At 67.3% G+C, this 24,006-nt stretch carries 26 protein-coding genes and 1 tRNA gene; 15 read left to right on the top strand and 12 right to left on the bottom strand.

Features of this window, described 5'->3' with window-relative positions:
- Positions 1-103: 103 nt before the first annotated feature.
- The gene (locus OMW55_RS04330) at positions 104-922 is read left to right on the top strand and encodes a universal stress protein (RefSeq protein WP_264881103.1); all 819 of its coding nucleotides are present in this window, start codon (positions 104-106) and stop codon (positions 920-922) included.
- Here OMW55_RS04330 and OMW55_RS04325 read toward each other — a convergent pair.
- Positions 919-1,350: a hypothetical protein gene (locus OMW55_RS04325; RefSeq protein ID WP_264881102.1), complete on the bottom strand. Its 432-nt coding sequence runs from the start codon at positions 1,348-1,350 to the stop codon at positions 919-921. The genes OMW55_RS04330 and OMW55_RS04325 overlap by 4 nt on opposite strands.
- 61 nt (positions 1,351-1,411) lie before the next feature.
- On the opposite strand from OMW55_RS04325, the gene dapF reads away from it, so the two are divergent.
- The 6 genes from dapF to OMW55_RS04295 are packed head-to-tail and all read left to right on the top strand — an operon-like array spanning position 1,412 to position 6,578.
- The gene (gene dapF / locus OMW55_RS04320) at positions 1,412-2,215 is read left to right on the top strand and encodes a diaminopimelate epimerase (RefSeq protein ID WP_264881100.1); all 804 of its coding nucleotides are present in this window, start codon (positions 1,412-1,414) and stop codon (positions 2,213-2,215) included.
- On the top strand, positions 2,212-3,348 hold the full coding sequence (locus OMW55_RS04315; protein ID WP_264881098.1) for a MiaB/RimO family radical SAM methylthiotransferase: 1,137 nt from the start codon (positions 2,212-2,214) through the stop codon (positions 3,346-3,348). The genes dapF and OMW55_RS04315 overlap by 4 nt, the downstream gene beginning before the upstream one ends.
- Positions 3,345-4,259 (top strand): signal recognition particle-docking protein FtsY, encoded by a 915-nt coding sequence (gene ftsY, locus OMW55_RS04310; RefSeq protein ID WP_264881096.1) that lies wholly within the window; start codon positions 3,345-3,347, stop codon positions 4,257-4,259. Before OMW55_RS04315 ends, ftsY begins: the two co-directional genes overlap by 4 nt.
- Positions 4,256-4,882: a septation protein A gene (locus OMW55_RS04305; RefSeq protein ID WP_264881094.1), complete on the top strand. Its 627-nt coding sequence runs from the start codon at positions 4,256-4,258 to the stop codon at positions 4,880-4,882. The genes ftsY and OMW55_RS04305 overlap by 4 nt, the downstream gene beginning before the upstream one ends.
- Positions 4,879-5,820 carry an ABC transporter ATP-binding protein gene (locus OMW55_RS04300; protein WP_264881093.1) on the top strand — a complete coding sequence of 314 codons (942 nt, stop codon included), beginning with the start codon at positions 4,879-4,881 and terminating at the stop codon, positions 5,818-5,820. The genes OMW55_RS04305 and OMW55_RS04300 overlap by 4 nt, the downstream gene beginning before the upstream one ends.
- A complete protein-coding gene (locus OMW55_RS04295; RefSeq protein WP_264881091.1) occupies positions 5,817-6,578 on the top strand; it encodes an ABC transporter permease in 762 nt (253 codons plus the stop codon). The genes OMW55_RS04300 and OMW55_RS04295 overlap by 4 nt, the downstream gene beginning before the upstream one ends.
- Positions 6,579-6,614: 36 nt before the next feature.
- Here the strand turns inward: OMW55_RS04295 and OMW55_RS04290 are convergent, their stop codons facing one another.
- On the bottom strand, positions 6,615-7,223 hold the full coding sequence (locus OMW55_RS04290; RefSeq protein WP_264881089.1) for a superoxide dismutase: 609 nt from the start codon (positions 7,221-7,223) through the stop codon (positions 6,615-6,617).
- 63 nt (positions 7,224-7,286) lie between these two features.
- Positions 7,287-8,333 (bottom strand): phage shock protein operon transcriptional activator, encoded by a 1,047-nt coding sequence (pspF, locus tag OMW55_RS04285; RefSeq protein ID WP_264881088.1) that lies wholly within the window; start codon positions 8,331-8,333, stop codon positions 7,287-7,289.
- Between the two features lie 163 nt (positions 8,334-8,496).
- Between pspF and pspA the strand changes: the two genes are divergently transcribed.
- From pspA to OMW55_RS04250, 7 genes are read left to right on the top strand one after another with little or no spacing between them, the layout of a single operon-like run.
- A complete protein-coding gene (pspA, locus tag OMW55_RS04280; protein WP_264881087.1) occupies positions 8,497-9,165 on the top strand; it encodes a phage shock protein PspA in 669 nt (222 codons plus the stop codon).
- Positions 9,166-9,168: 3 nt separating this feature from the next.
- Entirely contained in the window at positions 9,169-9,489 is a 321-nt protein-coding gene (gene pspB / locus OMW55_RS04275; RefSeq protein WP_264881085.1) for an envelope stress response membrane protein PspB, read from the top strand.
- A complete protein-coding gene (gene pspC, locus OMW55_RS04270) occupies positions 9,490-9,879 on the top strand; it encodes an envelope stress response membrane protein PspC (RefSeq protein WP_264881083.1) in 390 nt (129 codons plus the stop codon).
- A gap of 25 nt (positions 9,880-9,904) precedes the next feature.
- Entirely contained in the window at positions 9,905-10,228 is a 324-nt protein-coding gene (locus OMW55_RS04265) for a hypothetical protein (protein WP_264881081.1), read from the top strand.
- A gap of 31 nt (positions 10,229-10,259) precedes the next feature.
- On the top strand, positions 10,260-10,592 hold the full coding sequence (locus tag OMW55_RS04260) for a hypothetical protein (RefSeq protein ID WP_264881078.1): 333 nt from the start codon (positions 10,260-10,262) through the stop codon (positions 10,590-10,592).
- Complete coding sequence (locus OMW55_RS04255) at positions 10,589-10,870, top strand: hypothetical protein (protein ID WP_264881076.1); 282 nt, start codon at positions 10,589-10,591, stop codon at positions 10,868-10,870. The genes OMW55_RS04260 and OMW55_RS04255 overlap by 4 nt, the downstream gene beginning before the upstream one ends.
- Positions 10,867-11,124, top strand: coding sequence for a phage shock protein B (locus tag OMW55_RS04250; protein ID WP_264881075.1), 258 nt, complete (start codon positions 10,867-10,869; stop codon positions 11,122-11,124). Before OMW55_RS04255 ends, OMW55_RS04250 begins: the two co-directional genes overlap by 4 nt.
- 8 nt (positions 11,125-11,132) lie before the next feature.
- On the opposite strand, the gene OMW55_RS04245 is transcribed toward OMW55_RS04250, so the two are convergent.
- The 6 genes from OMW55_RS04245 to OMW55_RS04220 all read right to left on the bottom strand — a co-directional run bounded on the left by OMW55_RS04245 (position 11,133) and on the right by OMW55_RS04220 (position 20,208).
- Positions 11,133-12,263, bottom strand: coding sequence for a hypothetical protein (locus OMW55_RS04245; RefSeq protein ID WP_264881074.1), 1,131 nt, complete (start codon positions 12,261-12,263; stop codon positions 11,133-11,135).
- A gap of 102 nt (positions 12,264-12,365) precedes the next feature.
- Entirely contained in the window at positions 12,366-12,569 is a 204-nt protein-coding gene (locus OMW55_RS04240) for a hypothetical protein (RefSeq protein ID WP_264881072.1), read from the bottom strand.
- Positions 12,569-16,810: a translocation/assembly module TamB domain-containing protein gene (locus OMW55_RS04235; protein ID WP_264881070.1), complete on the bottom strand. Its 4,242-nt coding sequence runs from the start codon at positions 16,808-16,810 to the stop codon at positions 12,569-12,571. The genes OMW55_RS04240 and OMW55_RS04235 overlap by 1 nt, the downstream gene beginning before the upstream one ends.
- Positions 16,810-18,936 carry an autotransporter assembly complex protein TamA gene (locus OMW55_RS04230; protein ID WP_264881068.1) on the bottom strand — a complete coding sequence of 709 codons (2,127 nt, stop codon included), beginning with the start codon at positions 18,934-18,936 and terminating at the stop codon, positions 16,810-16,812. Before OMW55_RS04230 ends, OMW55_RS04235 begins: the two co-directional genes overlap by 1 nt.
- Before the next feature lie 473 nt (positions 18,937-19,409).
- Positions 19,410-19,486 (bottom strand) — tRNA-Met (locus tag OMW55_RS04225).
- Positions 19,487-19,575: 89 nt separating this feature from the next.
- A complete protein-coding gene (locus OMW55_RS04220; protein ID WP_264881067.1) occupies positions 19,576-20,208 on the bottom strand; it encodes a methyltransferase family protein in 633 nt (210 codons plus the stop codon).
- 131 nt (positions 20,209-20,339) lie between these two features.
- Between OMW55_RS04220 and OMW55_RS04215 the strand changes: the two genes are divergently transcribed.
- Positions 20,340-20,759, top strand: coding sequence for a DUF3775 domain-containing protein (locus OMW55_RS04215; protein ID WP_264881065.1), 420 nt, complete (start codon positions 20,340-20,342; stop codon positions 20,757-20,759).
- Positions 20,760-20,766: 7 nt separating this feature from the next.
- On the opposite strand, the gene OMW55_RS04210 is transcribed toward OMW55_RS04215, so the two are convergent.
- The 3 genes from OMW55_RS04210 to OMW55_RS04200 all read right to left on the bottom strand — a co-directional run bounded on the left by OMW55_RS04210 (position 20,767) and on the right by OMW55_RS04200 (position 23,899).
- Positions 20,767-21,267: a 2'-5' RNA ligase family protein gene (locus OMW55_RS04210; protein ID WP_264881064.1), complete on the bottom strand. Its 501-nt coding sequence runs from the start codon at positions 21,265-21,267 to the stop codon at positions 20,767-20,769.
- Positions 21,264-21,830, bottom strand: a complete 567-nt coding sequence (locus OMW55_RS04205; protein WP_264881063.1) for a PRC-barrel domain containing protein — start codon at positions 21,828-21,830, stop codon at positions 21,264-21,266. The genes OMW55_RS04210 and OMW55_RS04205 overlap by 4 nt, the downstream gene beginning before the upstream one ends.
- Positions 21,831-21,943: 113 nt before the next feature.
- Positions 21,944-23,899: a potassium transporter Kup gene (locus OMW55_RS04200; protein WP_264881061.1), complete on the bottom strand. Its 1,956-nt coding sequence runs from the start codon at positions 23,897-23,899 to the stop codon at positions 21,944-21,946.
- Positions 23,900-24,006 lie beyond the last annotated feature (107 nt).

Genomic DNA, 24,006 nt, shown 5'->3' with positions numbered 1-24,006 from the left:
AGTCGAAGGCGCATCTGCGGTCAAGAAAGCTGCGGTTTGATCCCGCTCAATGCTACATTGCCGCGACTGGCGGAGGGTGCGACTTGATAGAAGGGCGCCGACCATGAAGACCATCATATGCCACGTCGCGGACGAACATTCGCTCGAGCAGCGGCTGGAAAGCGCGTTGGCGGTGGCCCGCTGCTTCGGCGCGCACCTCCGCTGCCTGCAGGTGACGCCCTACGATGCCTTCGTCGCCATGGACGGACTAGGCGGCATCTTCGTTATGAGCGACCTCATCAAAGCGGTGGAAGAGCAGGAGAACAGCGTCCGCGACAAGGTCGAGCGCCAGCTCGCCCGCGAGGACGTCAGCTGGGACCTGCGGCGAGAGACCGGCGCCATCGCCCATACGGTGGCGAGCTATGCCGCGCTGGCCGACCTGGTGGTGAGCGGCCGCGCCTCCAAGGGCTCCCCCGAAGCGGTCAGCGAAGGCACCCTGCCCGACGTGGTCCAGCGCAGCCGGACGCCGGTGCTGGTCCCGCCGTGCGACAACAGCATCGTCAATCCGACGGCGCCGGCGCTAGTGGCCTGGGATCGCAGCTTCGAAGCGGCAGCCGCGATCAAGGGCGCCCTTCCGCTGCTACGCATGGCTTCGGCCGTGCATGTCGCGACGATCAGCGACGCGGCCGAGGAGGACGGCGCCTTTCCGGGCACAGCCGTGCTGGAGTTTCTGTCGCGCCACGACGTCCACGCCGAGCTGCATGAGGTGCAGGGGAGCCGCAGGCAAGCGGCCGACAATCTCCTGCGCGTGGCCACGGAGGTCGGCGCGCCACTGATCGTCGGCGGCGCCTACCACCACAGCCGGATCGGCGAATACTGGTTGGGCGGGGTGACGCGCAGCCTGTTGGCAGACTGCCCTACGTCGTTGCTGCTCGCCCGTTAGGGCTTGCGGGGTCCACGCGGTTTGCCGCCGCCAGGGCCGCCGCCGGCCGGCCGAGGTCCGCGCGGCGGACCACCGGAACCGCCTGGACGAGCGCCGCCCGTCGGGCGCGGACCCCGCGGTCCGCGAGCGCCGCGATCGACCACCTCGCCGTGGCGCGGTTGGGTGCGGGTGGGCGCGGCCACCGCATCGCGCGGGGCGACGGAATAGCCTTCCTTGAGCAGCTGGGTGAACGCCGTGCGGGTGCTGGCCGAGATCGCGGCCTGCAGCTCCTCGGGCAGGTCGGCGAAAGTGACATTGTTATGGATCGCCTGCACCTGCCGCAGCAGGTTGTTGGGCAGGTTGCCGCTGGCGGTCTTCAGCGCGGCGATGGCGTCCAGCACCGCGGAGAAGAGGATGGACTGCATCACGTCGGTCGCGGCTCTCGGCATGCGCCCTTCAACTCCTGGCAGGTGGACTATGGTTCCGCGCGACCCTAGATCGCGCTGAGCAATGGCACGCCCCTTCCACAAGATGCACGGCCTCGGCAACGACTTCGTCATCTTCGACGGGCGCGAGGAGCCGCTGGCCATGACGGAGCCGCTGGCGCGCGCGGTGGCCGATCGCCGCACCGGCATTGGCTGCGACCAGCTGATCGTGCTGGAGCCGAGCAGCCGGGCCAACGTCCGCATGCGAATCTACAACCATGACGGCGGGGAGGTGCAGAGCTGCGGCAACGCCAGCCGCTGCGTGGTGGCGCTGACCGGCGCCCGCACGATCGAAACCGGCGGCGGGGTGATCGCGGGAAGCGAAGACGGCGGGCGTATCGAGGTCAGCCTGATTGAGCCCCGTTTTGCTTGGGATCAGGTGCCGATCACCTACCCGATGGACACGGACGCGGTGCCGATGGGCTGGGGACCGCTCGAGAAGCCGATGGCGGTGAACGTCGGCAATCCGCATCTGGTGTTCTTCGTGGATGATGTGGACGCGATCGACCTGGTGCGGCTGGGGCCGAGCATCGAGCACGACCCGGCATTTCCTGAGCGGATCAACGTGAATGTGGCGCAGGTTAAAGACGGCGCCATCCGTCTGCGCACGTGGGAGCGCGGCGCCGGGCTTACGCTGGCCTGCGGTACCGGTGCCTGCGCGACGGCGGTGGCGGCGATCAAGTCGAAGCGGGTGACCTCTCCCGTCAAGGTGACCATGCAGGGCGGATCCCTGGAGATCGCCTGGGTGCCGGGCGAGCCGGTGCGGATGATCGGAAGCGCGACCTACGTATTCCGGGGCGAGATCGAGCTGGAGCGCTTGGGCGCGTGAGCGTGGAGACGATCACGCTCGGTTGCCGCCTGAACTTCGCGGAGAGCGAGGCGCTGAAGGCGCGGGCTCCGGACGGCACGCTGATCGTCAACTCTTGTGCGGTGACCAACGAGGCCGTGCGGCAGACGCGGCAGACGATCCGACGGGCGCGACGCGAGCGGCCGGACGCACGCATCGTGGCGACTGGTTGCGCCGTGCAGCTCGACCCGCAAGCGTTCCGCGCGATGCCTGAGGTGGATGAAGTCCTCACCCGCGACTTCTCCCGGCCCGCGGTTGCGGCCGGGTTCCGCCAGCGGGTGCGGAGTTTCGTCGCGGTGCAGACCGGGTGCGACCATCGCTGCACCTTTTGCACGATCTGGCAGGCGCGTGGGCCGAGCGTGACCCTCCCCTACCCGGCCGTGCGCGACGCGATTGCGCGGGAGCTCGACGCGGGTGCGGCGGAGATCGTGCTGACGGGCGTTGATATCACCGCGGTCGGTGGCGGGCTCGGGCAACTGTGCGAGCGGCTGCTCCGCGACTTGCCGAACCTCGCGCGCCTGCGCCTGTCCAGCCTCGACAGCATGGAGGTCGACGACGCGCTGCTGGCGCTGTTCGCCGGCGAGCCGCGGCTGCTGCCGCACGTGCATCTGTCGCTGCAGCATGGCGACGATCTGATCCTGAAGCGGATGAAACGGCGGCACCTGCGCGGCGACGCGATCCGGCTCGTGGAGCGGCTGAAGGCGGCTAGGCCCGAGCTGACGGTCGGGGCCGACCTGATCGCCGGCTTTCCTACCGAGAGCGAGGAAGCGGCCACCAACACCATCCGATTGCTCGACGACTGCCGGATCGTCGCCGCGCACGTCTTCCCCTTCTCGCCTCGGCCCAACACGCCCGCGGCGCGCATGCCGCAGCTGGCGCCGGAGCTGGTCAAGGCCCGCGCCGGCCGCCTCCGCCAGGCCGCGGCCGAGCGGCGCTCGGCCTGGCTGAACGGACTGGTCGGGACCATCCAGCCGGTGCTGATCGAGAATCGCGAGAAGGGCCATACGGACAATTTCGCGCCCGTGTTCGTTGCGGGCTCCGTCCGCGGACAGGCGGGTCATGCGCGTATCACCGGCCGGACGGCCGACCATCTGACTGGAAGTTTCAAGGAATGAGTTGGCTCGACCGCCTGACCGGCGGATTCAAGAAGACCGCCGACCGGCTCGGCGACAACCTGTCCGGCCTGACCAGCCGCGCGGCGCTGGATACGTCCACGCTGGACGACATTGAGGAGGCGCTGATCGCCTCCGACCTTGGGCCCGAGGCGTCCAAGCGCATCCGCGACGCCATCGCCGCGCGCCGCTACGAGCAGCTCGACGAACGCGGGCTGCGGACGATCCTGGCCGAGGAGATTGAAAAGATCCTGACGCCGGTGGCCAAGCCGCTGGACGTGTGGGGTTTTCCCCGGCCGCACGTCATCCTGGTGATCGGCGTCAACGGGTCGGGCAAGACCACCACCATCGGCAAACTGGGCCACCTGCTGCAGGAGCAGGATTATGGCGTGATGCTGGCGGCCGGCGACACCTTCCGCGCGGCCGCGATCGAGCAGCTGCGGATCTGGGGCGAGCGGATCGGCGCGCCCGTCATCAGCGGCAAGGAAGGCGGTGATGCGGCCGGGATCGTCTATGACGGGGTCAAGCAGGCCACCGCAACCGGCATCGACTGCCTGATCGTCGACACGGCCGGGCGACTGCAGAACAAGACGCACCTGATGGAGGAATTGTCGAAGGTCCGCCGGGTGCTCGGACGCTTGAACCCGGAGGCGCCGCACGACGTGGTGCTGGTGCTGGACGCCACGACCGGCCAGAATGCCCTCAACCAGATCGAGGTATTCCGGGACCTGGCGGGAGTGACGGGATTGGTGATGACCAAGCTGGATGGCACCGCGCGCGGCGGCGTGCTGGTCGCGGCGGCGGAGAAGTTCGGCTTGCCGATCCATGCCATTGGCGTCGGCGAGGGCGTGGACGACCTCAGGCCCTTCGACCCGCGCGCGGTCGCACGCGCCATCGCGGGATTGTACGAATGAGCACCGCTCCTACTCCCCGGCAGGAGCCGGCCGGCGCGTCCAAGCTGCTGATCGACCTTGGACCGCTGCTGGTCTTCTTCGTCGCCAACTATCTCGCGCCGGTCGATCCGCTGCTCAAGATCTTCGTCGCCACGGGCGCCTTCATGGTCGCGATGGTGGCGGCGATGATCTACTCGGCGATCCGCTTCCGCCACATCTCGCCACTGCTGTGGTTTTCTGGCGTGATGGTCGTGGTGCTGGGCGGCCTGACCTTGTGGCTGCACAACGAGACCTTCATCAAGCTGAAGCCGACGATCTATTACCTGCTGGTATCGGGGCTCCTCGGCTTCGGCCTGTGGTCAGGACGGCCGTTGCTGAAGACAGTGCTCGGCTCCGCTTACCCTGGCCTCGACGAGGATGGCTGGCGCAAGCTGACCCGCAACTGGGCGCTGTTCTTCCTGTTCATGGCCGGATTGAACGAGGCGGTTTGGCGCAATAGCTCAACCGATTTCTGGGTTGGGTTCAAATTGTGGGGCGCCATCCCCCTCACCTTCCTGTTCGCGGCGCTGAACATCCCGATGCTGCTCAAGCATGGCCTCAGACGGGCGGATGCCGAGCCGGCCGAACCGGGCCCGGTCGAATGAGCGACCTTGCCCTCTCCATCCGTGGCCTCCGCAAGGCCTACGCTAGCGGGACCGAGGCGCTGAAAGCGGTCGACCTCGACATTCGGCACGGCGAGATCTTCGCCCTGCTCGGACCCAACGGCGCCGGCAAGACGACGCTCATCTCCATCGTGTGCGGGTTGGTCACCGCCACCGAGGGCACCGTGCTGGTCGACGGCAAGCACTGGCGCGACGACTACCGCCATGCCCGCACCCGCATCGGCCTGGTTCCGCAGGAGCTCAACACCGATCAGTTCGAGCCGGTGTGGAATACGGTCGCCTTCAGCCGCGAGCTGTTCGGCAAGCCGAAGGACGATGCGCGGGTCGAGGAGATCCTTCGCTCGCTGACCCTGTGGGACAAGCGCAAGAACATCATCAAGGACCTGTCCGGGGGCATGAAGCGGCGGGTCATGATCGCCAAGGCGCTCGCCCACGAGCCCGACATCCTGTTTCTCGACGAACCGACCGCCGGTGTAGACGTCGAACTGCGCAAGGAGATGTGGGCGCTGGTCCGAACTTTGCGCGAGCGCGGCGTCACCATCATCCTCACCACCCACTACATCGAGGAGGCCGAGGAGATGGCCGACCGGGTGGGAGTGATCAACCGTGGCGAGCTGATCCTCGTTGAAAACAAGACCACGCTGATGAAGAAGCTCGGCCGAAAGGAGCTTCACCTGCAGCTCACGGAGCCGATGGCGCAAGTGCCCCCGGGGCTGGCCGACTGGGGCTTGAAGCTAGACGGCGACGGCAGTCAGCTGACCTACGTCTTCGACGGCACGGCCGAGCGGACCGGCATTCCCACCCTGCTCTCCGCCCTGCGCGATCAAGGTATCTCTTTCAAGGACCTCGATACCAAGAGCTCCAGTCTGGAGGACATCTTCGTCGGGCTGATCCACGCCGGTAACGGAGCAAGCAAATGAACCTGCGTGGCGCCTGGGCAATCTACAAGTTCGAGATGCATCGCTTCCGCCGCACGCTGTGGACAGGGCTGGCGGTGCCGGTGATCACCACCAGCCTGTACTTCATCGTATTCGGCTCCGCGATCGGCAGCCGCATGACTGAGATAGGTGGCGTGCCCTACGGCGCGTTCATCGTGCCCGGCCTGATGATGCTCAGCCTGTTCACCGAGAGCATCTTCAACGCCAGCTTCGGCATTCACATGCCGCGCTTCACCGGGACCATCTACGAGATATTGTCGGCGCCGCTGTCGGCGTTCGAGACGGTGCTCGGCTACGTTGGCGCTGCGGCGACCAAGGCGATGACGGTGGCACTGGTGATCTTCATCACGGCCCACCTGTTCGTGCCGCTGACGGTCCTGCACCCCTTCCTGGCTTTCGCTTATCTGGCGTTGGTCGCGCTGACCTTCTGCATGTTCGGATTCATTATTGGCATCTGGGCCAAGGGTTTCGAGCAGCTGCAGGTGATCCCGCTGCTGGTAGTCACGCCGCTGACGTTCCTGGGCGGCGCCTTCTACTCGATCGACATGCTGCCGCCCGCCTGGCGCCAGATCACGCTGTTCAATCCCGTCGTCTACCTGATTAACGGCTTTCGCTGGACCTTCTTCGGAACGGCCGACGTGGCGTTCGGGACAGCGCTGGCCGCGACCGTGGGGTTCGCAGGCGTGTGCCTGCTCGGCATCTGGTGGATCTTCCGGACGGGTTACCGGCTGAAGGCGTGACCTCCAAGTACGGAGGCCACGTCCCTTCGTAGAAGACTAGATAGCGGCGAAGCGCTGCTGCACCTTGTCCCAGTTCACCACGTTCCACCATGCCTTGAGGTAGTCCGCGCGGCGGTTCTGGTAGGTGAGATAGTAGGCGTGCTCCCACACGTCGTTGCCGAGGATCGGGGTGCCCTTGCGCTCGGCCACGTCCATCAACGGGTTGTCCTGGTTTGGCGTGGAGACGATGTCGACACCCTCGCCGGGCACCGCGATCAGCCATACCCAGCCCGAGCCGAACCGACCGAGGCCGGCAGTGTTGAACTGCTCCCGCAGCGCGTCCATCGACCCATACTTGGAGTTGATGGCGTCGGCCAGTTCGCCCTGCGGACCCGAGCCGTTGCCGGGGCCCATGATCTCCCAGAAGAAGCTATGGTTCCAGTGGCCGCCACCATTGTTGCGAACCGCGGCTGGGGCGGAGCCGGCGCTGCGGACCAAGTCCTCCAGGCTCTTGCCCTGCAGGTTCGCGTCAGCATCGACCGCCTTGTTCAGGTTATCGACGTAGGCTTGGTGATGCTTATCGTGGTGAAGGCGCATGGTCTGCGCGTCGATGTACGGCTCCAGCGCTTCATAGGCGTAAGGCAGCGGGGCGACTTCGAAGGCCATGGCGTCAACTCCTGTTGGTGTGCGGGCCATGTGGTCCGGCACCCCCGGAGTGTCAACGCGCGGTCAGGCCGCCTCGCCTTCGAGCAACTTGTGGCGCTTCAGCGCATGGCGCAGCTGGTCGTAGCTCAGCGACAGGGCGGCGGCGGTGGCACGCTGGTTGAAGCGGTTGGCCCTGAGCGCCTCCTCGAGCAGTGCGCGTTCGTAACCGTGCACCGCGGCGCGGAAGTCTGAGGTCGCGGTGGATGGCATGGCGGGGACGCCCGGGTTGGCCGGCGCAGGCGCCTCGGCCGCGACCGGCTGCGGCCCGGCGGCGGGGGCGATGGTTTTGCCCGGAGCCCAAGGCGAGGCGAAAGGATCGAACTGGATGGCGCCGATCGGCCGTTCCGGGTCCTCCCAGCGGTATACGGCTCGCTCCACCACGTTGCGCAGCTCCCGCACGTTCCCCGGCCATGGATAGGCCTCTAGCTCGGCCATCGCTTCGCGCGAGAAGCTAGGCCAACCCGGCCAGTCGAGCTCCACGGCCATGCGTCGACCGAAATGCTCGGCCAAGAGTGGGACGTCGCCGGTTCGCAGCCGCAGCGGTGGCAGGTTCACCACTTCGAAGCACAGGCGGTCCAACAGGTCGGCACGGAAACGGCCCTCCTCCACCATCTTGGGCAGGTTCTCGTTGGTGGCCGCGACGATACGGACGTCGACCTTGGTCGGCTTGGAGGCGCCGATGCGGGTCACCTCGCCATACTCGACCGCCCGCAGCAGCCGGTCTTGCGCCGGCGAGCTCAAGGTGGCCAGCTCGTCCAGGAACAGGGTGCCGCCGTCCGCCTCCTCGAACCGGCCATGCCGGGTTTTCGCCGCGCCGGTAAAGCTGCCCGCCTCGTGGCCGAACAGTTCGGCCTCGATCAGGTTTTCCGGCAGCGCCGCGCAGTTCATGGTCACCAGCGGCCCGGACCAGCGCGACGACAGGTGGTGGAGGCGCTCGGCAATCAACTCCTTGCCCGTGCCGCGTTCGCCGATCACAAGGACTGGACGGTTGAGCGGCGCGGCGCGGCTGGCCCGCTCGACCGCATCGAGGAAAGCGAGGCTCGAGCCGATGAAATTCTGCGTCCGCTCCACCCCATCAGTTGGTGGATTCCACGCAAGCTTGGCAAGCTATTTCAACTTCGGCAAGGTCGCCGCTGCAAGGAAAAACCGGCTTTGCGGCCTTTCTACCTTTCTGGCACGGCCTGTGCATAGATGAATGCAGACAGGGCCTATCAATGGTTCACGAGGGCAAGCAATGAGCATCTTTTCCCGCACGCGGGACATCATGGCGGCGAATTTCACCGAGTTGCTCGACCGGGCGGAAGACCCCAGCCGGATGATCCGCATGATCATCCTGGAGATGGAGGAAACGCTGGTCGAGGTCCGCGCGTCGGCCGCGCGCTGCATCGCCGATGCCAAGGAGATGCGCCGGGCGATGGTCCGGCTCGACGGCCTTAGGGACAGCTGGACCGAGAAGGCGGAGCTGGCGCTGAGCAAGGGTCGTGAGGATCTGGCCAAGGCGGCACTGGTGGAGCGTCAGAAGGCGGCGGACATGGCCAAGGGCCTCGAGGACGAAATCGCGGTCATCGACGGCACGCTCAAGACCTACGAGGGCGACATCGCCAAGCTGCAGGGCAAGCTGCGCGAGGCACGCTCGCGGCAGAACGCCATCTCCATGCGGATCGAGAGCGCCGATACTCGTGCCCGGGCCCGCGAGCTGCTGAACGGCAGCCGGACCGAGGACGCGTTCAGCCGCTTCGAGCTACTGGAGCGCCGCGCCGACTTCGCGGAAGGCCGCGCCGACGCGCTGGGGATGACCGGGCCGAAGAGCCTGGAAGAAGAGATTGCCGAGCTGAAGTCCGAGGAGGCGGTCGACGCCGAGCTCGAGGCGCTCAAGGCGCGGCTCGCAGCTAAGGGGAATTAAGCGGTGGAAGAGGTTCTCGTGCCGGCGATCGTGGTCGCCATCCTGTTTATCGGCCTGCCGTGGCTGATCCTTCATTATATTACCCGCTGGAAGACTGCGCCGACACTGTCGGGCTCGGACGAGAAGCTGCTCGACGAGCTGCACGAGATGGCTCGCCGGTTGGACGACCGGATGTGCTCGATCGAGCGGATCATGACGGCCGAGGACCCCAACTGGCGGCAGCAGTGCTTGCCCGAGCAGCCGCGTCTTAGCACGTCCGAGCAGGACCTGGACGACGAGCTGGCCCGCATGACTGCCCGCACCCGCGCCCGGGAGGCCCGCTAGATGAGCACGCAACCGCCAAGCCGGACCAAGTTCTACAAGGACAAGCGGAACGGCAAGTTCATGGGCGTGTGCGCCGGCATCGCCGACTATACAGGCTTCGACGTTACGCTGGTCCGCATCCTCCTGATCCTGGCGATCGTGATGGGTGGCGGTGCGCTCATCCCCGTCTACCTGCTGACCGGCTGGATCGCGCAGGACAAGCCGCGCGAATTCAGCGCGCAGGACCCGGAGGACCGCCGCTTCTGGCAGGGCGTCCGCCAGTCGCCGGCCCGTACCACCCGCGACATCCGCGCCCGCTTTCGGGAGATCGACCGCCGGCTGATCGACGTGGAAAGCTACGTCCTCAATAGCAACCGCAGCCTGGCCCGAGAGATCGACGAGCTGCGCTGATCAACCTGCCAATCAGGGGTTCGCCATGGAAGACAAGATCCAGATCATCAGCGTGCTGTTTCCGTTCATCGCCACCATCGTCGCCATCGCCATCGGCGGGTGGGTGATCACAACGTGGCTGCGGATCAAGCATGGCTATCCGCTGGACGGCGCCTGGGGGCAGGCACTGCACCCGAGTGGGTCGAAGGAAGCGGTGGAGCGCGTCAAGCTGCTCACCCAGGAGAATGCCCAGCTGCGGGCCGAGATCGGCTCGATCAAGGACCGGCTGGCCAATGTCGAGCGCATCGTCACCGATGACAGCAGCCGGCTCGCCCGCGAGATCGACAACCTCCAGATCACCCGCAACTAAGCGCACCGCCGCTTACCGAAAGGCTCTACCGATGACCGTTATCGACGAAGAAGCGTTCGTGATGCTCATGACCTTCATGTGCGTCGTCACGATCTACGCCGCCTGGCTTCGCCTGTTCACCGTGCGCCGGCTGCGCAAGCGGGTGGACCGCTTGGTTGATGAGCGGCTGAGCCGTACCGCGGAACCGTCACAGGCACAGCAGACCGCGCCCGTTCCGCAGACGGACGTCGCTGAGTTCGCGCGGGTGCAGCAGCGCGTTGCCGTGCTGGAGCGGATCATCACTGACGGCGGATTGCAGACTGCGGCTCAGATCGACGCGCTGCGCTCTCCAGGCGAGCGCCTGGCGTACGAGCAGGTGCGATGAACGACGTCGCCAGCTGGATCTGGGTGCTCATCCCGCTCGCGGCCATCGGCATCGCGCCGTTCAAGATGTGGCTGCGGGTCAAGGAAAAGCAGCTCGACCGCACCAGTGAGCTCACGGCCGAGAAAGCTGCCCAGCACGTCACCCGCGTGGCGGAGCTGGAGCAGCGGGTCCGTGTGCTGGAGCGGATCATGACCGATGGCGGCATCCACACCGCCGCGCAGATCGAGGCGCTGCGCGACCTGCCCGCCTCCAGTCCTACCCCCGAGAAGGTGCGATGAATCCGTTTGAATTCGTACTGGTCCTGATGGCCATGATCTTCCTGTTCTCGCTCCTCAAGAACCGGGCCGACGGCAGGCGTCGGTCGCGCGGGCTGAACGCCGAGCATGAGAGCCAGGTCGAGGACGCCGAGAAGAAGCAGCTTTTAGACGAGGTGCGGCAGCTCAAGGAGCGCATTCAAGTGCTGGAGCGGATCACGGTGGACAAGGAGAACAGCCTGGCGCGGCAGATCGAGGAGCTGCGCGACCGGCCCTGAGCCCGCCGCTAGCGACCGAACAGGTGGCGCGACGTCTCCGGGTTGCCCCGCCGCCACATGACGCTGTCCATGAAATAATGGTGGACGTTGATGCTGATCCAGCCGACGAACACGAACAGCGTGGCGCCGAACAGCTCGGGCCGGTAGGCGAAGCGCGCACTAAGCGCGATCGGAAGCACCCAGAACAGCATCGCCCCCAGCAACACGCCGGTCAGCCCGAAACGAGCCAGGGCACGGCCAGGCCTGACTGGCTCGGCGGCATGGGCGACGCTGGACTGGAAGCGGTAGACCACCGCCAGGTACTGGATGCTGTGCAGTGCCGGAATGACGAGAAACACGAGCGGGTTGGCCGTACCGAACGCCGTCCACACGTACAGCGTGACGCCGTAAGCGGTGAGGCCCGCGACGGGCAGCTTGGCGCCGCTGCGCAGCCGCTTCGCCAGCATGGTCAGCACCGTCAGGCCGCTCGCTCCCGCGACGAGGGCTGACGTGAGCGTCAGCCAATGCGGCACCGCCAGACTGATCGTGCGCACGCCCCAATATTCGCTGCCCTGCGCTGCCCCGTTGAGCTTGATCCAGGCGAACACCCATACCGCATAGGCGTTGATCAGCAGCAGCCTCTTGTCCTCCTCGCTGAAGAAGCGACGCTTCAGGGCCGCGTCGACCATCAGCATGCCATAGCCCTGCTTGACGTAGTGCCAGCCGACGAACAGCCCCATGATGTTGAAGCCGAGGCCCACCATGCGCAGATCCGCCCGCCACAGGCCGATGGTGAAATAAACAAGCAGCAGCAGCGGCGCCAGGATACCCGCGCCGGCATAGCGCCACCGCATCATCCGCTCGCCGCCGGTCAGCTTGGCCCGGAAATCCCGATAGAAGATCTGGTAGCTGTGGGCGAAATGCGGGTGGTTGATGAAGTTGGCGAGCACCATCATCGTCAGTGCGACCGTCGCCTGCCAGCGCTGGCTGGGCAGCAGCGTGAGCAGCGGCAGGATGAAAAGCGAGCTACCGCCGAGCAGCAGCCAATCCGCCACGGGGCCGTAGAGGTGGCGCTCGGCAGAAGGCGCGGTCGGCCTTACCTGACCGTTGTTGCCGGCGCGCGCCGTTGCCCATTCCTGCCCGTCCGCGTGGCTAGCCATGCCCTCTCCCCATCCAAGGAGTGAGCGCTAGGCCAAGTTGGTTAACAAACCGGCAGCAAGCGGTCGGTGGGTGGTAGCAGAGGAGGGACTTGAGCCCCCCGATCACCTTGGCGCAGGCCGCTGCGTTCCGCCGACGTCTCCGGCTCGATCTGATCTGGGCAAGTCAGACGTCAGGTTCGCCTCCAACGTGCGAGCCTTCACTTCAAGCTGTTCTTCGGTGTTCTGATACTTGTCGTTGAAGCTGCGCCGGTCCTCGCCGCAGCCGGCCAGCGCCAAAAGCATGAAGGCGATCGTGGGACGTCCCATCAGTAGGTCTTGCGATAGCGCACGTTGACGTTGGTGCTGTTCGACCCGCCCGCCTGGCTGAGGATCGACAGGCTGCGGCTAAGGGTCACTTCCAGCTGGGTGGCGGTGAAGCCCCGTGCGTCGGTGACTACCTCCAGGTAGATGTCGTCGCCGATGTACTTGCCGGCGGCCAGCGCCGTGCCTCGGCCGCTGGTTTCGTCAGGGCCAAGGATGCGGAGCCGGTCGAAGCCGGCCACCTGCCGCAGCTTGCCGAGCGGATTGAGCCCGCCGCCTGAGCCGCGCAGTGTGTTGAGCGACGCGGCGAGCTGGACCGCCTGGAGCGCGGACAGCTGGCCGACCGAATTGCCGAACAGGATACGCGACACGATCTCGTCCTGCGGCAGGCCGGGCGAGCTGGAGAAGGTGACCCGCGGATCAAGCGCGGCGCCCGCCACGTTCACCGTGACCTCGACATCCTCGATCGTCTCGGCGGCGGCCAGGGCGATCGTGGCGTCGCCCGTGCCGCCCCCGGCGAAGCGAATCCGCCCTTCTTGCAGCTCGAACGAACGGCCGGCGAACCCCAGGGTGCCGCGGACGAGGTCGATGTTGCCGGCGATCCGCGGGGCCTGGCTGGTGCCGGTGACGCGCAGGTCCGCGCGCCACTCGGATTCCAGACCCATGCCGGACACGAACAGCTGCCCCGGCGCCAGAATGGTGAGGTCGAGCCGCACATTGCCGAACCCGGCAGCCGACTGTGCCGGGGCATCGCCGCTGACCGTCGGCCGACCGCGTGGCGGCTTGAACCGCACGCCGGTCAGTTCCGGCACTTCCGCGGATCCTTGGCGGATTACGCGGTAGCGGGTGACCGGTAGGCGCACGGTGCCGGTCAGGACCGGCGACTGGTTGGCCGCCTTGATCAGCCGCACGTTTCCGGTGGCGGTGACACGCAGGGCATCGCTGTCGGCGAGCCGGGCATTGTTCAGCACCAGGTCGAAGTTGGCGGGGTAGCCATTGGCGGCCGCCAGGCTGACGTGGCCGCTGCCGTTCACCGTGCCGCTGCCGGCCTGGGCGGTGAGCCGGTCGATTTGGAGCCGTTCGCCGGTGAAGCGGCCCTGCACCGCCAGGTTTGTGAGACGCGTGCCGTAGGTGGCGTTGGCGTAAGTCAGGCTGCGGCCGCGCACGACGCCCTGCAACGTCGGCCGCTCAACCCGGCCACCAAAGTCGGCCGCCACCCCCAGCGGGCCAGCGAGGCTCTGATCCGCCAGCCCGGCAAGCGAGAACAGCGCGTCCGCCGGCCCGATGTAGCGGATGCCGCCGCGTAGGGGTGCGCCGGCGATCCGGGCCGTCCAGCTGCCCGAGCCAAGCGGCTGAACCGCCGCCTGCACGCGGCCGACCACCGTTCCGCGCGTGCGCATCACGGCGTTTAGGGTCCCCGTGCCGGGCGCAAGGCTGGCCACCAGGTTGACGTCCAGCGGTCGGCTCACCGACGCGGCGGTGGTGCGGCTAAAGTTCCGCACGGCAAGGCTCGCGTCGAGGCGCGGAAAGGCGCCGCCGGCCTGGACGAAGTCGATGCTGCCCGTCGCCCGGCCGCCGATGCCGAGCCCGGGCGCGAACAGGTTGAGGAGCGTCATGTCGACGCCGTCGATACGGCTCTGCAACCGCAACTCGCGGCCATAGCTGCCGGCCAGCCGCATGCTGCCGCGATCGAACACGAGCCGCGTCGGCAACAATTCGTAAGTGTCGTTCCGGGGAACGATCCTGGCCGGGCTCTCCGTTCGCACGTCCACGCCGTTGATGCGTCCGCGCAGCGCCGCCCGCCACAGGTCCGGCTGGAGCTCGCTGTTGAACGCCACCCGGAACGGCACGCCCGACGTACCCTCGGCAAGCCCGCGGGCGAAGCCGCGGCCGCCGCGATAGTTGATGACGGTGCGCAGCGCCGCAATCTCCGTGCTGCCGAAGCGGGCGCGGGCGAGCTGCGCATCGGCGATGATCTCGGGCTGGTCGTACAGGGTCACGCGCGCGTCGGCGATGGCGGCGCCGACGGCGATGCTGGCGGGTGGCGGCAAGGTGGCGTCGTGCGCGCGCAGGTTGATCAGCGCCTGCTGGAAGCGCCCGGCGGCGGCCAGCCGGACCACCCCGCCAAGCCCCTGCCCGCGCGCGTTTAGCTGCCCCGCGAACGGCCCGGCGGCGGTCTGCCGGACCCGGCCGTCGACGGTGATCCCGGCCAGGGTCGCGCGGCGGATGTCCAACGTCAGCGGACCAGTCGCCGTCTGCACCGCCACCTCAGCGGTGAAGTCTCCATAGCCGCTCCGCCCGCGGGCGAGGACCGCGTAAGCATCGCCAACGCTGCGGATCTCGGCCCTGAGTCCGGCAATGCCCAGGCCAAACCCCGGCCGGGCCGCCGTGACGATCGCGCGCGGGCTGCTGACGGTGCCGGCGACCTGCACCCCGATCCGGCCATATTGCCGCGATACGCCGGCGGCGCGAAGGTCGATGCGCCCATCGGGCGAGTAGCTGCCCCGGCCGTCCGTGACCCGCAGCTGCGGTGCGTTGAGGCGCAGCCTGGAAAAGCGGATCACGCCGTCGGTACCATAAGCGACATCGCTGGAGGCGACCAGGTTGCCGCCAAGGAAGCTGCGAACCCCGTCGTTGAACAATCGAGTCGATTGCGCCCGGACGCGCCCGATCAGGCTATAGCCGCCGTTGGGCAGCGTCTTCACATCGGCGTTCGTGTCGATGTTGAAGATGCCGAGGCTGTCGATCCGGTAATCGTTCACCCGGCCTTCCAGCGCGCCGGTGTAGAGGCCGGAGCCGACGTCGGCGAGGATGATCGCCTTGGCGTCGATCCGATCGGAACGGATGCGGATATTGTCCGACACGATCCGCGGCCAGCTGACCGCCAGGTCGCCGTTCAGCCGGACGTTGGTGATCGTCCCGCCCGCGGCTGTGTCCAGCCCGGTGATCGCCCGTGCTCGCGCGGCGACCGGCACCGTCAGGTGATCGCGGTCGAATCGCGCCACGCCGCTGGCTTCGAGCCCTTGCAGGCCCAGGTCGTTGAACGCCAGGGTGGTGGCGGTGAGGCGATAGTCCACCGTTGGGCGGCGAAGCGCGCCATTGAGCGTGACCAGCGCACGCAGGTCCCGCCCGGCGAGGTTGGGCGCCAGCGTCTGCGGCTTCAACAAAGCGAAGTTCAGTCGGAGATCGTCGAAGCTGTTGCGGCCAAGGTCAGCGGCGCCGTTTCCGACCAGGGTGAAGGCGTCGCTCCAGATCCGGCCGTTCAGGTCGGCCCGGCGGTTCTCCCAGGTGGACTGCAGCGCGAGATTGGTGATCGGCCCCAGCAGCGCCGCGGACGGGCCTTCGACGAGCCGGGCGACGCGGGTCGGCCCGCGCACGCCAAACGTGCCGTTGCGGGCCCTGAGCGCAAGCCGCGCGAACGGCGCATTATCGAGGTCAGCCAGCAGCCGCCCGTCCCAGCTCTGCCAATCGCCGCTGCCCGCAAGCCGAGCCCGCACGGGAGCGGCGAGGCCGGTGAGCCGGGCTACCACCCCGTTCGCCGGGGCGCTGAGAAAACCGTCCAACGATAGCCGATTGTCGTCCGGCACGGCGTCGAGCCGAAGCACCAGCCGGTCGCCGCCGGCCCGGCCCGCGCCACCGATCGCCGCCGCTTCCAGCGCCACCTGCGCACGGCGGTCGGCGATACGCGCGCGCCCTTCGATGAAGCCGACCCGCCGTTCACCGGTGACCGGCCGCTCAATCACCAGCCGGTCGATCCGTAGTCGCCCGATGTCGATATCGAGGTCGGGCAGCAGCGGGCCGTCGCTCGGCGGGGTCGCGCGGAACTCGGGCAGGCGGGCCAGAGTGGCGGTAGGCGCAAGCAAACTGCGGAGGTTCAGGTGGTTGTCGAGATAGTCGAACGGCCGCCAGTCGACGCGGACCACCGGCGCCGAGAAGAATACGCCGGTGGGATCGGACAGGGTCAAGCGCTGGATCGTCATTGCGCCGTACAGCGAGCCGTCGATCCGGCCGACGCCGATCTTCATGCCATTGGCGAACTCGAGCCGCTCCAGCCGCTCGGCGACAAAGCGGCGGCCCGGGTCGGTGTCGATCCCGACCACTAGCAGTCCCGCCAGCAGCACCAGCCCGACCACCAGGCCGAGCAGCCACTTGGCGATCCGGGCCGGCCAGCTCACCCGGTGACGGACGACGACCGTCTCGTTTCCGTACGTGGGCACGGCACCGGGCTGAGCGGCGACGTCGCTCATCAGAAGGCCTGCCCGATCGAGATATAGATGTTGAACCGGCTCTCGCCTGGCTTGCGGCCGAGCGGCGTCGCCACGTCGAAGCGCAATGGGCCAAAGCTGGTGTAATAACGTCCGCCGATCCCGACGCCGGTGCGCAGGCCGCGAAAGCTGGGCACGCGATCCTCATAGACTTGGCCCATGTCGATGAAGCCGACCACGCCGAAGTCGCCGAAGCGATACCGCACTTCCGCCGCCGCTTCGGTCAAGCTCAAGCCGCCCAGCGGCCGGTCGGCGGGGTCCTTGGGGCCGAGCTGCTGGTAAGCGAAGCCGCGCACCGACCCGCCGCCGCCGCCATAGAAGCGACGCGACGGCGCCAGATTGAAGCGGTCGATCCCCAGCGTGGTGCCGATACGGGCGCGTCCGGCCACCACCAGGCTGTTGCCGACCGGATAGTAGGCGCTGCCGTCCAGCTGGCTGCGCAGGTAGGGGCGGAAGCCGTCGCTCAGTGCGCCTTCGGGCTGGACGAGGATCTGCGCCCGCAACCCGCGGGTCGGATCGAGCAGGCTGTCGGTCCGGTCGAACCCTAACTGGCCGCTGACCCCGCCGATCAGAAATCGGCGCTTGTCGCGCTTGCCCAGGGCGAAACTATAGTCCTCCTCGACGGTGCCGAGCAATTCGGCCCCTAGGCCCCAGGTCAGCGTCTTGCGCCAGATTGGCGTACTGTCATAGCTCAGCCGCGCGAACAGCCGGCCGGTCAGCGCGTCGAACGCTTCGAAGCGGCTGCGCAATGCTTCAAGCCCGAATTGCAACGTCCGGTCGCGCTTGCTGGCATTGGAGCGACGGAAGATCACACTGGCGCCTTGCTCCTGTGTGCCCGCAACCGCGCTGGCGACCAGCGCGCCTTCCGGAGGAAACAGGTTGCGGTGGGTCCAGCTGCCTTCCAGCCGGAAGCCCTGCCCGGTGCCGTAGCCGGCGCTCGCCGCCAGCGTGCGAGGCGGTCCGGCGTTCTGGGTCACCAGCACTGTGACGTTCTCGGTCCCGTCCACATTGACCTGTCCGGTACGATCCGGCGCGACCGCGACGGTGGTAAGCAGGCCAGTGGCGACCAGCGCCTGCCGCAGGTCGTCCACATCGCGGCTGTCGTACAGCTCACCCCGCTTGAATCGCGCCAGCACCTGGACATGGCGGGCGTCAAACGCCAGGTCGCCAGTCGTCCGGAACCCGCCGAAGCGCGCGCGCGGACCAACGATCACCGGCAGCGTATAGTCGCCCAGGTGCGTGTCGGGATCGAGCAGCACGTCGCGCTGCCCGACGGTGGCGAACGGATAGCCTTGCTGCGGCAGCACCACCGCCACATTGGCCTCCGCGCCCTGGATACGCTGCGCGACGATCGGTTCGCCGGCCTGCAGGGCGAGGTTCCGGCCGATCAGGTCGGGCGGCGTGGTCGGGTCGGCCCGGACCGTAATGCTGCCGATCCGGTAGCGGTTGCCCGGCGCGACCAGCAGGACGGCCGTGACCGGCTGCCCGTCGGCGGCGGGCGAGCGCTCGATCCGGGTCTGCACGGCCGCGTCGTACCAGCCTTCTGCCTGCAGGATGCGCTGAACGAGCTTGCTGTCCTCGCCGAGCCGGGCGGACAGCATGGCTTCGTTGGCGACCTTGCCCTTGCCATCCGCCAGCGCGGACAGGGCGTCGAACTGTCCGCGCAGCGCCGTTTCCGTCTCCGCGTCGGCACCGTCCAGCCCTTCTATCCGGACCGCATAGCGGAGCTCCGCCCCGGCTGCGGACGGTTCGGATTGCGCCAGCTCCACCTCGCGCACATCGAACTGGCCCAACGACGGCAACGGTTGGGCGAGCTCGGTTTCGGCAGTGGGCGCCGCAATGCCAGCGGCCCCCTCGCCCGCGCGCAGCCGGGCCTCGAACTCGGCCACGCTTTCCAGTGGCGTCGCCAGGGCGGGATCGTCCGCGCCAAGCGGCGGCACTTCGCGGGCCACTTCCTCTTGGCAGACAATGGGCTCCACCACGGGCAAGTTCGCGCCGGGCGGCGGCGGCGGGGCAGCGTTGGGCGCTTCGGGCGGACATACCGGCCGCTCGGCCGGTGGTGGCGTGACCTGAGCGACGGCGGCTTCTGCGACCGTCGCGGAAACCACGATGCTGCAGCTGGCAAGAACGCCAAGTCGTTCAGGCGACAGGGCTATTCGCAACGGCTGGCTCTTCGCATCGCATGGGCGCGCCTTGCCCCACCTCTGCCTGGAAGTCACTCCCAACGCTGCTCGGGCATGTCGCGAGACCCGGCGAACTTTCGCCTCGTCTTGTCAGGCTGGGTGATTGAACGAAGGTCCGCTTTGCCACCCATCGCGGCACTGCCTGATCGACAACAAAAGGCGCCAAGCCGCCGCACGAAGGCAAACGTCTGCTTTTTGCCAGTGCGGACACGGAAGCAGCCGTTCCGCTTACCACCCTAGGCTGACAACGGGCTGACCTGAACGAGCGCCTGCTTACGGGAATTCACGTCCGACTTTCGCGCTGGTCGTAAGTACGCGCGACAGCGTGCGCCAAAGGAAGGGCTGCGACAGCAAGGCAAGGATAGCAGCTAATTGCTTCTCAGGCTTGGACTTCTGAGTGGTAGCGGAGGAGGGACTTGAACCCCCGACACGCGGATTATGATTCCGCTGCTCTAACCAGCTGAGCTACTCCGCCCCGATGCATTGAGGCAGCCGCACGAATGGCGGCGCGGGCGGGCATATAAGCGGGCGCCGTGAGCCGGTCAACGCGCCTTCGCGTGGCCTTCAATATACGCCATAGATCAGGCGGTAGCGCACCCGGTCCGCATATTCGCGGTAGGCCTCGTCCTGGCACAGCCAGCGCTCTTCCTCCCGGATGCGAAGCAGCTGAAAGGTCCAGGTTGTCAGGTAGACCGCCAAGTTGAACAGGTTGGGGAACACCAGCAGGAATCCTAGGTGGGTGACGGCATAGCCGAGATACATCGGGTGCCGGATGAAAGCGTAGATGCCGCGGCTCTTTACCCCGCGGTTGGCGGCGATCATGCCGAAGCTGCGCGCCAGGCTGAGCTTGGCCGCCACACTGATCGCCAGGCCCACCCACATCAGCGCGGCTCCAGCGGGAATCACTGGTGGCCCGTCAGGCGCCGTCACGAACAGGGGCGCGAAGGTGCCGACCAGCGCGACGAAGAAGGCCCATGGGGTGCCAGCGATGGGGCCCGGTCGCCGAATCAGCAGCAGGACCACCGTCAGCATCTCAGCCAGGATCAGGCCGAGGAGGTAGGGGTCGCGGTCGAGGGCGTGGGTGAAGCGCAGCACGAAGGGCAGCGCAACAATGATCAGCAGGAAGCGCTCGGTAAGGTCCAGCGCCACCCGCACGGCCTGCTCGCCGTTCCGTCTTGCCACGCCGATTTCCGCCACCTTGCGAGCCCTCCTGCTTCAAGTGCCGCTGTCACACGGAAATGGTTACCAGCGCGTTGCGGAGCGCGGCCCTTCGCCCGGAACCGCGCAGTCCGGCTCTCGTTAGACGGCGAAACAGGAGAATACCGATCATGGACCCGCTTACGCCCGTCGACACGCTGTGCCGCATCATCCTGCGGGCGCGCGAGTATGAGGCGCAGACGCCCGGCGAATATGACGAGGGCGAAGGCGCCGACAACGTCGATGACGAGGACGAGGGCGCGCTGTCCGTCCTGGAGGACGACCTCAACGACGGCGTCGAGGAGGAGCTGCAAGCCTCGTTCGACGACCTGGGCGAGGACCAGCTGGCCGAGGTGCTGGCCTTCTGCTGGGTCGGCCAGGGCACCTATGACGTGAGCGACTGGGACGAGGCCATGGACGAGGCCATGACCGAGGTTCGCGCCCGCAGTGCCATCGAAACGCTGATGGACATGCCCATGCTAGCCAGCGTGCTGGAAGCAGGCATGGCCGCGTTTGACCTCACCTGCGAAGGGGTCGGAGACCTCAGCTGAGGTCTCGTCAGCAGCGGAACGTCCAGGCGCCGAGCTTCTCCCAGGGTCCCCCTAGGTAGCGGTGCAGCGCCAGGCCGCTGATCTTGAGCGGGCGCGGGTGGAAGCTGGCCTGGAGTTCGCCCAGCAGCTCGCGCGCGGCGCGCGGCTCGGCCTTGTTCATGATTGTCACGTGTGGCCTCCACCCCTGCCCGTCCTGCGCCGTGAGGCTGCCGTGGAAGTGATCGGCGATCGCGCGACGCACCTCCTCGAGCTCGTCCGACACGATCCGATAGGCGACGCCGCGGCCGAGGTTCATCAGGCCCGCGACCTGGGCGCGCGGCGCGGGCCGGGCAGCCTGCCGCTTCAGTTCGCAGCGGGCTTCCTCCTCGGCCGAGGGCGGAAGGGCATGGAACATGGTGAGGTGCGCGGAAAGCTGGTTGCGCTCGGGCGGGAAGTAGCGACGGCGCTGGCCGTCGAGCCAGGCGAAGTCCTCGGACGCCAGCTCGGCAGTGACAATGAGTGCGCTCATCGGCCGGGCCAGTCGTCCTTGGCGAGCTCCGGCAAGCCGGCAAAGGCTTCGGGCTGGAGTTCGGTCGTCACCGCGCCTTCATGGACGTGCGCATTCTGCCACTCGACCCGACGGAAGGTCTCCCCAACCCCGGCGACGCCGCCCTGCGCGACCACCAGGTAGCTCAGCCGTCCTGAACCGCAACCGACCATCGCGTCGACGCAGGTGCCGAGGTCCACCCCGCCCTGCCCCTTGAGCTTGGCCGACGCCAGGGTGGACGCCGGAAACAGCGTCTCGCCCGGCAGATCGCGGCTCTTTTCCGCCGCCTTCTGCGCGCCGTCCTCGACCTTCGCCTGGCGGCCGAGCCAGCGGTAGACGCCGAACAGGTTGAGCAGCGTCATGACGGCATTGGTCCACACCAGCGCCGGCTGGCCGGTCAGCAGGCCGGTGGCGAACCAGGCGATCGAGCCGACCGTGAAGACGACGAAGCCGTAGCCGGTGATCCGGCTACCGAGGTTGGAGGCGGTGAGGCAGGCGGCGAGGATGGTGGTGGCGGTGGCGACCCACGAGGCGAGTTGATCCATGGCCAAGAGAATGCCCGATCTGCCCGGCCGTATCCCTGCGAAGGCAGGAGAACGGTTATCTTTGGCGGCGTCGCAAGGGTAATGGGCTCCTGCGAGCGCAGGAGCACTTCGCGTCAGATCTCGACCTGGCTGCCCAACTCCACGACCCGGTTGGTCGGCAGCTTGAAGAATTCCATCGCGCTTTCCGCGTTGCGCAGCATCCAGCTGAACAGCTTTTCGCGCCAGATCGCCATGCCGGGGCGCGACGACGCAATCAGGGTCTGCCGCGCCAGGAAGAAGCTGGTGTCCATCATCTTGGCGCGCGGTCCGCAATTCTCCAGCTTCTGGAGCTCGGCCGGAACGTCCATCTCCTCCATGAAGCCGTAGCGCAGCAGCACGCGGAAGAAGCCGCAGCCATAATCCTCGGTCGCCAGGCGCTTTTCGGTAATGACGTACGGCACGTCCTCGATCCGGACGGTGAGCAGGATCACCCGCTCGTGCAGCACCTTGTTGTGCTTGAGGTTGTGGAGCAGCGCGTGCGGCACGCCCTTGGCCGAGCTGGTCATGAACACGGCCGTGCCCGGCACCCGCGTGGCGCTAGACGCGGCCGACTTGATGAACACCTCCATCGGCAGGCTGGCCTCGGCCATTCGGTTCAGCATCAGCTGGCGGCCCTTGGCCCAGGTGGTCAGCAGGGTGAAGGCGATGGCGCCGATCAGCAGCGGGAACCAGCCGCCGTCGGGCACCTTCAACAGGTTCGCGCTGAAGTAGGCGATGTCGACAATCAGGAACAGCGCGAGCAGCGGCACCGACTTCCACGCCGGCCATTGCCACAGCGAGAAGAACACCACGGACAGCAGCAGCGTATCGATGAACACCGCGCCGGTGACCGCGATGCCGTAGGCGGCGGCCAGGTTCGACGAGCTCTGGAAGGTGACCACCAGCAGCAGCACCATGACCATCAGCGCCCAGTTGATCGCCGGGATGTAGATTTGCCCGGCGGCAGTTTCGCTGGTGTGCTCGATCCGGAGGCGTGGGATGAAGCCCAGCTGTATCGCCTGCTGGGTGACTGAAAAAGCGCCGCTGATCACCGCCTGGCTGGCAATAATGGTGGCGGCGGTGGCGAGCAGCACCAGCGGCAGCCGGAAGGTCTCACCAGCCAGGAAGAAGAACGGATTCTTCACCAGCTCCGTTGCCTGCTCGGGCACGTTCAGCAGCATCGCGCCCTGCCCCAGATAATTGATCAGCAGGCACGGCAGGACGAAGTACAACCAGGCGCTGCGGATCGGACGGCGGCCGAAATGGCCCATGTCGGCGTAGAGCGCCTCGGCGCCGGTCACCGCCAGCACCACGGAGCCCATCGCGATGAACGCCGGCAGCGGCTCCGCGACAAAGAACAACGCCGCGTTGAGCGGGTTGACCATGCCCAGGATGATCCGGGGATAGTCGACGATGTGGAAGATGCCGAGGCCCGCCAGCACCAGGAAATAGAGCACCATGATCGGGCCGAACAGGTTGCCGACGAGGCCCGTCCCGCGCGACTGGATGGCGAATAGGCCGACCAGGATGCCAACCGCCAGCGGCAGCACCAGCGGTTCGAACGCCGGGCTGACCGTTTCCAGACCCTCCACCGCCGACAGCACGGACATGGCCGGCGTGATCATGCTGTCGCCGTAGAACAGAGCGGTGGCGAACACGCCCAGCATGACAATCCCCGCGGTCCAGCGCCGCTTGTCGCTGGTGGAGCGGTTGATCAGAGCGAGAAGCGCCAGGCTGCCGCCCTCGCCCTTGTTGTCGGCCCGCATGATGATGGTGACGTATTTCAGCGTCACGATGATCATCATCGACCAGAAGATCAGGCTCAGCACGCCAAAGATGTGCAGCTGGTCGGGGACCAGCCGGTGGTGCCCGGCGAACGTTTCCCGAAAGGCGTAGATCGGCGAGGTGCCGATGTCGCCGAACACGATGCCGACCGCGCCGACCGCCAGCTTGGCCAGCGAGCCCTGCGGCGCATGGCCGTGGGCGTGCTGGGTATCCGTCACCTCCTGGTTGGAAGAAGGTACGGCGGCTCCTGTGGCGGTGATGTTCATGGGAAGCGGTGGCGCGCCCTAGCAGGAGCGCACCCAGACGGCAATCGGCTGGCCTTTGGCGGACAAGCCGGTCTATAGGCGCGCGCGATCACACCCAATCAACAGCT

The sequence above is a fragment of the Sphingomonas arvum genome (assembly GCF_026013565.1).
Classification (GTDB): Bacteria; Pseudomonadota; Alphaproteobacteria; order Sphingomonadales; family Sphingomonadaceae; genus Sphingomicrobium; species Sphingomicrobium arvum.
This window is presented reverse-complemented; position numbering and strand designations above follow the sequence as displayed.

Coding starts and splice junctions, on each gene's coding strand:
- OMW55_RS04330 (WP_264881103.1), top strand. CDS start 104: ATGAAGACCATCATATGCCACGTCGCGGACGAACATTCGCTCGAGCAG.
- OMW55_RS04325 (WP_264881102.1), bottom strand. CDS start 1,350: ATGCCGAGAGCCGCGACCGACGTGATGCAGTCCATCCTCTTCTCCGCG.
- dapF (WP_264881100.1), top strand. CDS start 1,412: ATGGCACGCCCCTTCCACAAGATGCACGGCCTCGGCAACGACTTCGTC.
- ftsY (WP_264881096.1), top strand. CDS start 3,345: ATGAGTTGGCTCGACCGCCTGACCGGCGGATTCAAGAAGACCGCCGAC.
- OMW55_RS04305 (WP_264881094.1), top strand. CDS start 4,256: ATGAGCACCGCTCCTACTCCCCGGCAGGAGCCGGCCGGCGCGTCCAAG.
- OMW55_RS04300 (WP_264881093.1), top strand. CDS start 4,879: ATGAGCGACCTTGCCCTCTCCATCCGTGGCCTCCGCAAGGCCTACGCT.
- OMW55_RS04295 (WP_264881091.1), top strand. CDS start 5,817: ATGAACCTGCGTGGCGCCTGGGCAATCTACAAGTTCGAGATGCATCGC.
- OMW55_RS04290 (WP_264881089.1), bottom strand. CDS start 7,223: ATGGCCTTCGAAGTCGCCCCGCTGCCTTACGCCTATGAAGCGCTGGAG.
- pspA (WP_264881087.1), top strand. CDS start 8,497: ATGAGCATCTTTTCCCGCACGCGGGACATCATGGCGGCGAATTTCACC.
- pspC (WP_264881083.1), top strand. CDS start 9,490: ATGAGCACGCAACCGCCAAGCCGGACCAAGTTCTACAAGGACAAGCGG.
- OMW55_RS04265 (WP_264881081.1), top strand. CDS start 9,905: ATGGAAGACAAGATCCAGATCATCAGCGTGCTGTTTCCGTTCATCGCC.
- OMW55_RS04260 (WP_264881078.1), top strand. CDS start 10,260: ATGACCGTTATCGACGAAGAAGCGTTCGTGATGCTCATGACCTTCATG.
- OMW55_RS04255 (WP_264881076.1), top strand. CDS start 10,589: ATGAACGACGTCGCCAGCTGGATCTGGGTGCTCATCCCGCTCGCGGCC.
- OMW55_RS04250 (WP_264881075.1), top strand. CDS start 10,867: ATGAATCCGTTTGAATTCGTACTGGTCCTGATGGCCATGATCTTCCTG.
- OMW55_RS04245 (WP_264881074.1), bottom strand. CDS start 12,263: ATGGCTAGCCACGCGGACGGGCAGGAATGGGCAACGGCGCGCGCCGGC.
- OMW55_RS04240 (WP_264881072.1), bottom strand. CDS start 12,569: ATGGGACGTCCCACGATCGCCTTCATGCTTTTGGCGCTGGCCGGCTGC.
- OMW55_RS04235 (WP_264881070.1), bottom strand. CDS start 16,810: ATGAGCGACGTCGCCGCTCAGCCCGGTGCCGTGCCCACGTACGGAAAC.
- OMW55_RS04215 (WP_264881065.1), top strand. CDS start 20,340: ATGGACCCGCTTACGCCCGTCGACACGCTGTGCCGCATCATCCTGCGG.
- OMW55_RS04210 (WP_264881064.1), bottom strand. CDS start 21,267: ATGAGCGCACTCATTGTCACTGCCGAGCTGGCGTCCGAGGACTTCGCC.
- OMW55_RS04205 (WP_264881063.1), bottom strand. CDS start 21,830: ATGGATCAACTCGCCTCGTGGGTCGCCACCGCCACCACCATCCTCGCC.
- OMW55_RS04200 (WP_264881061.1), bottom strand. CDS start 23,899: ATGAACATCACCGCCACAGGAGCCGCCGTACCTTCTTCCAACCAGGAG.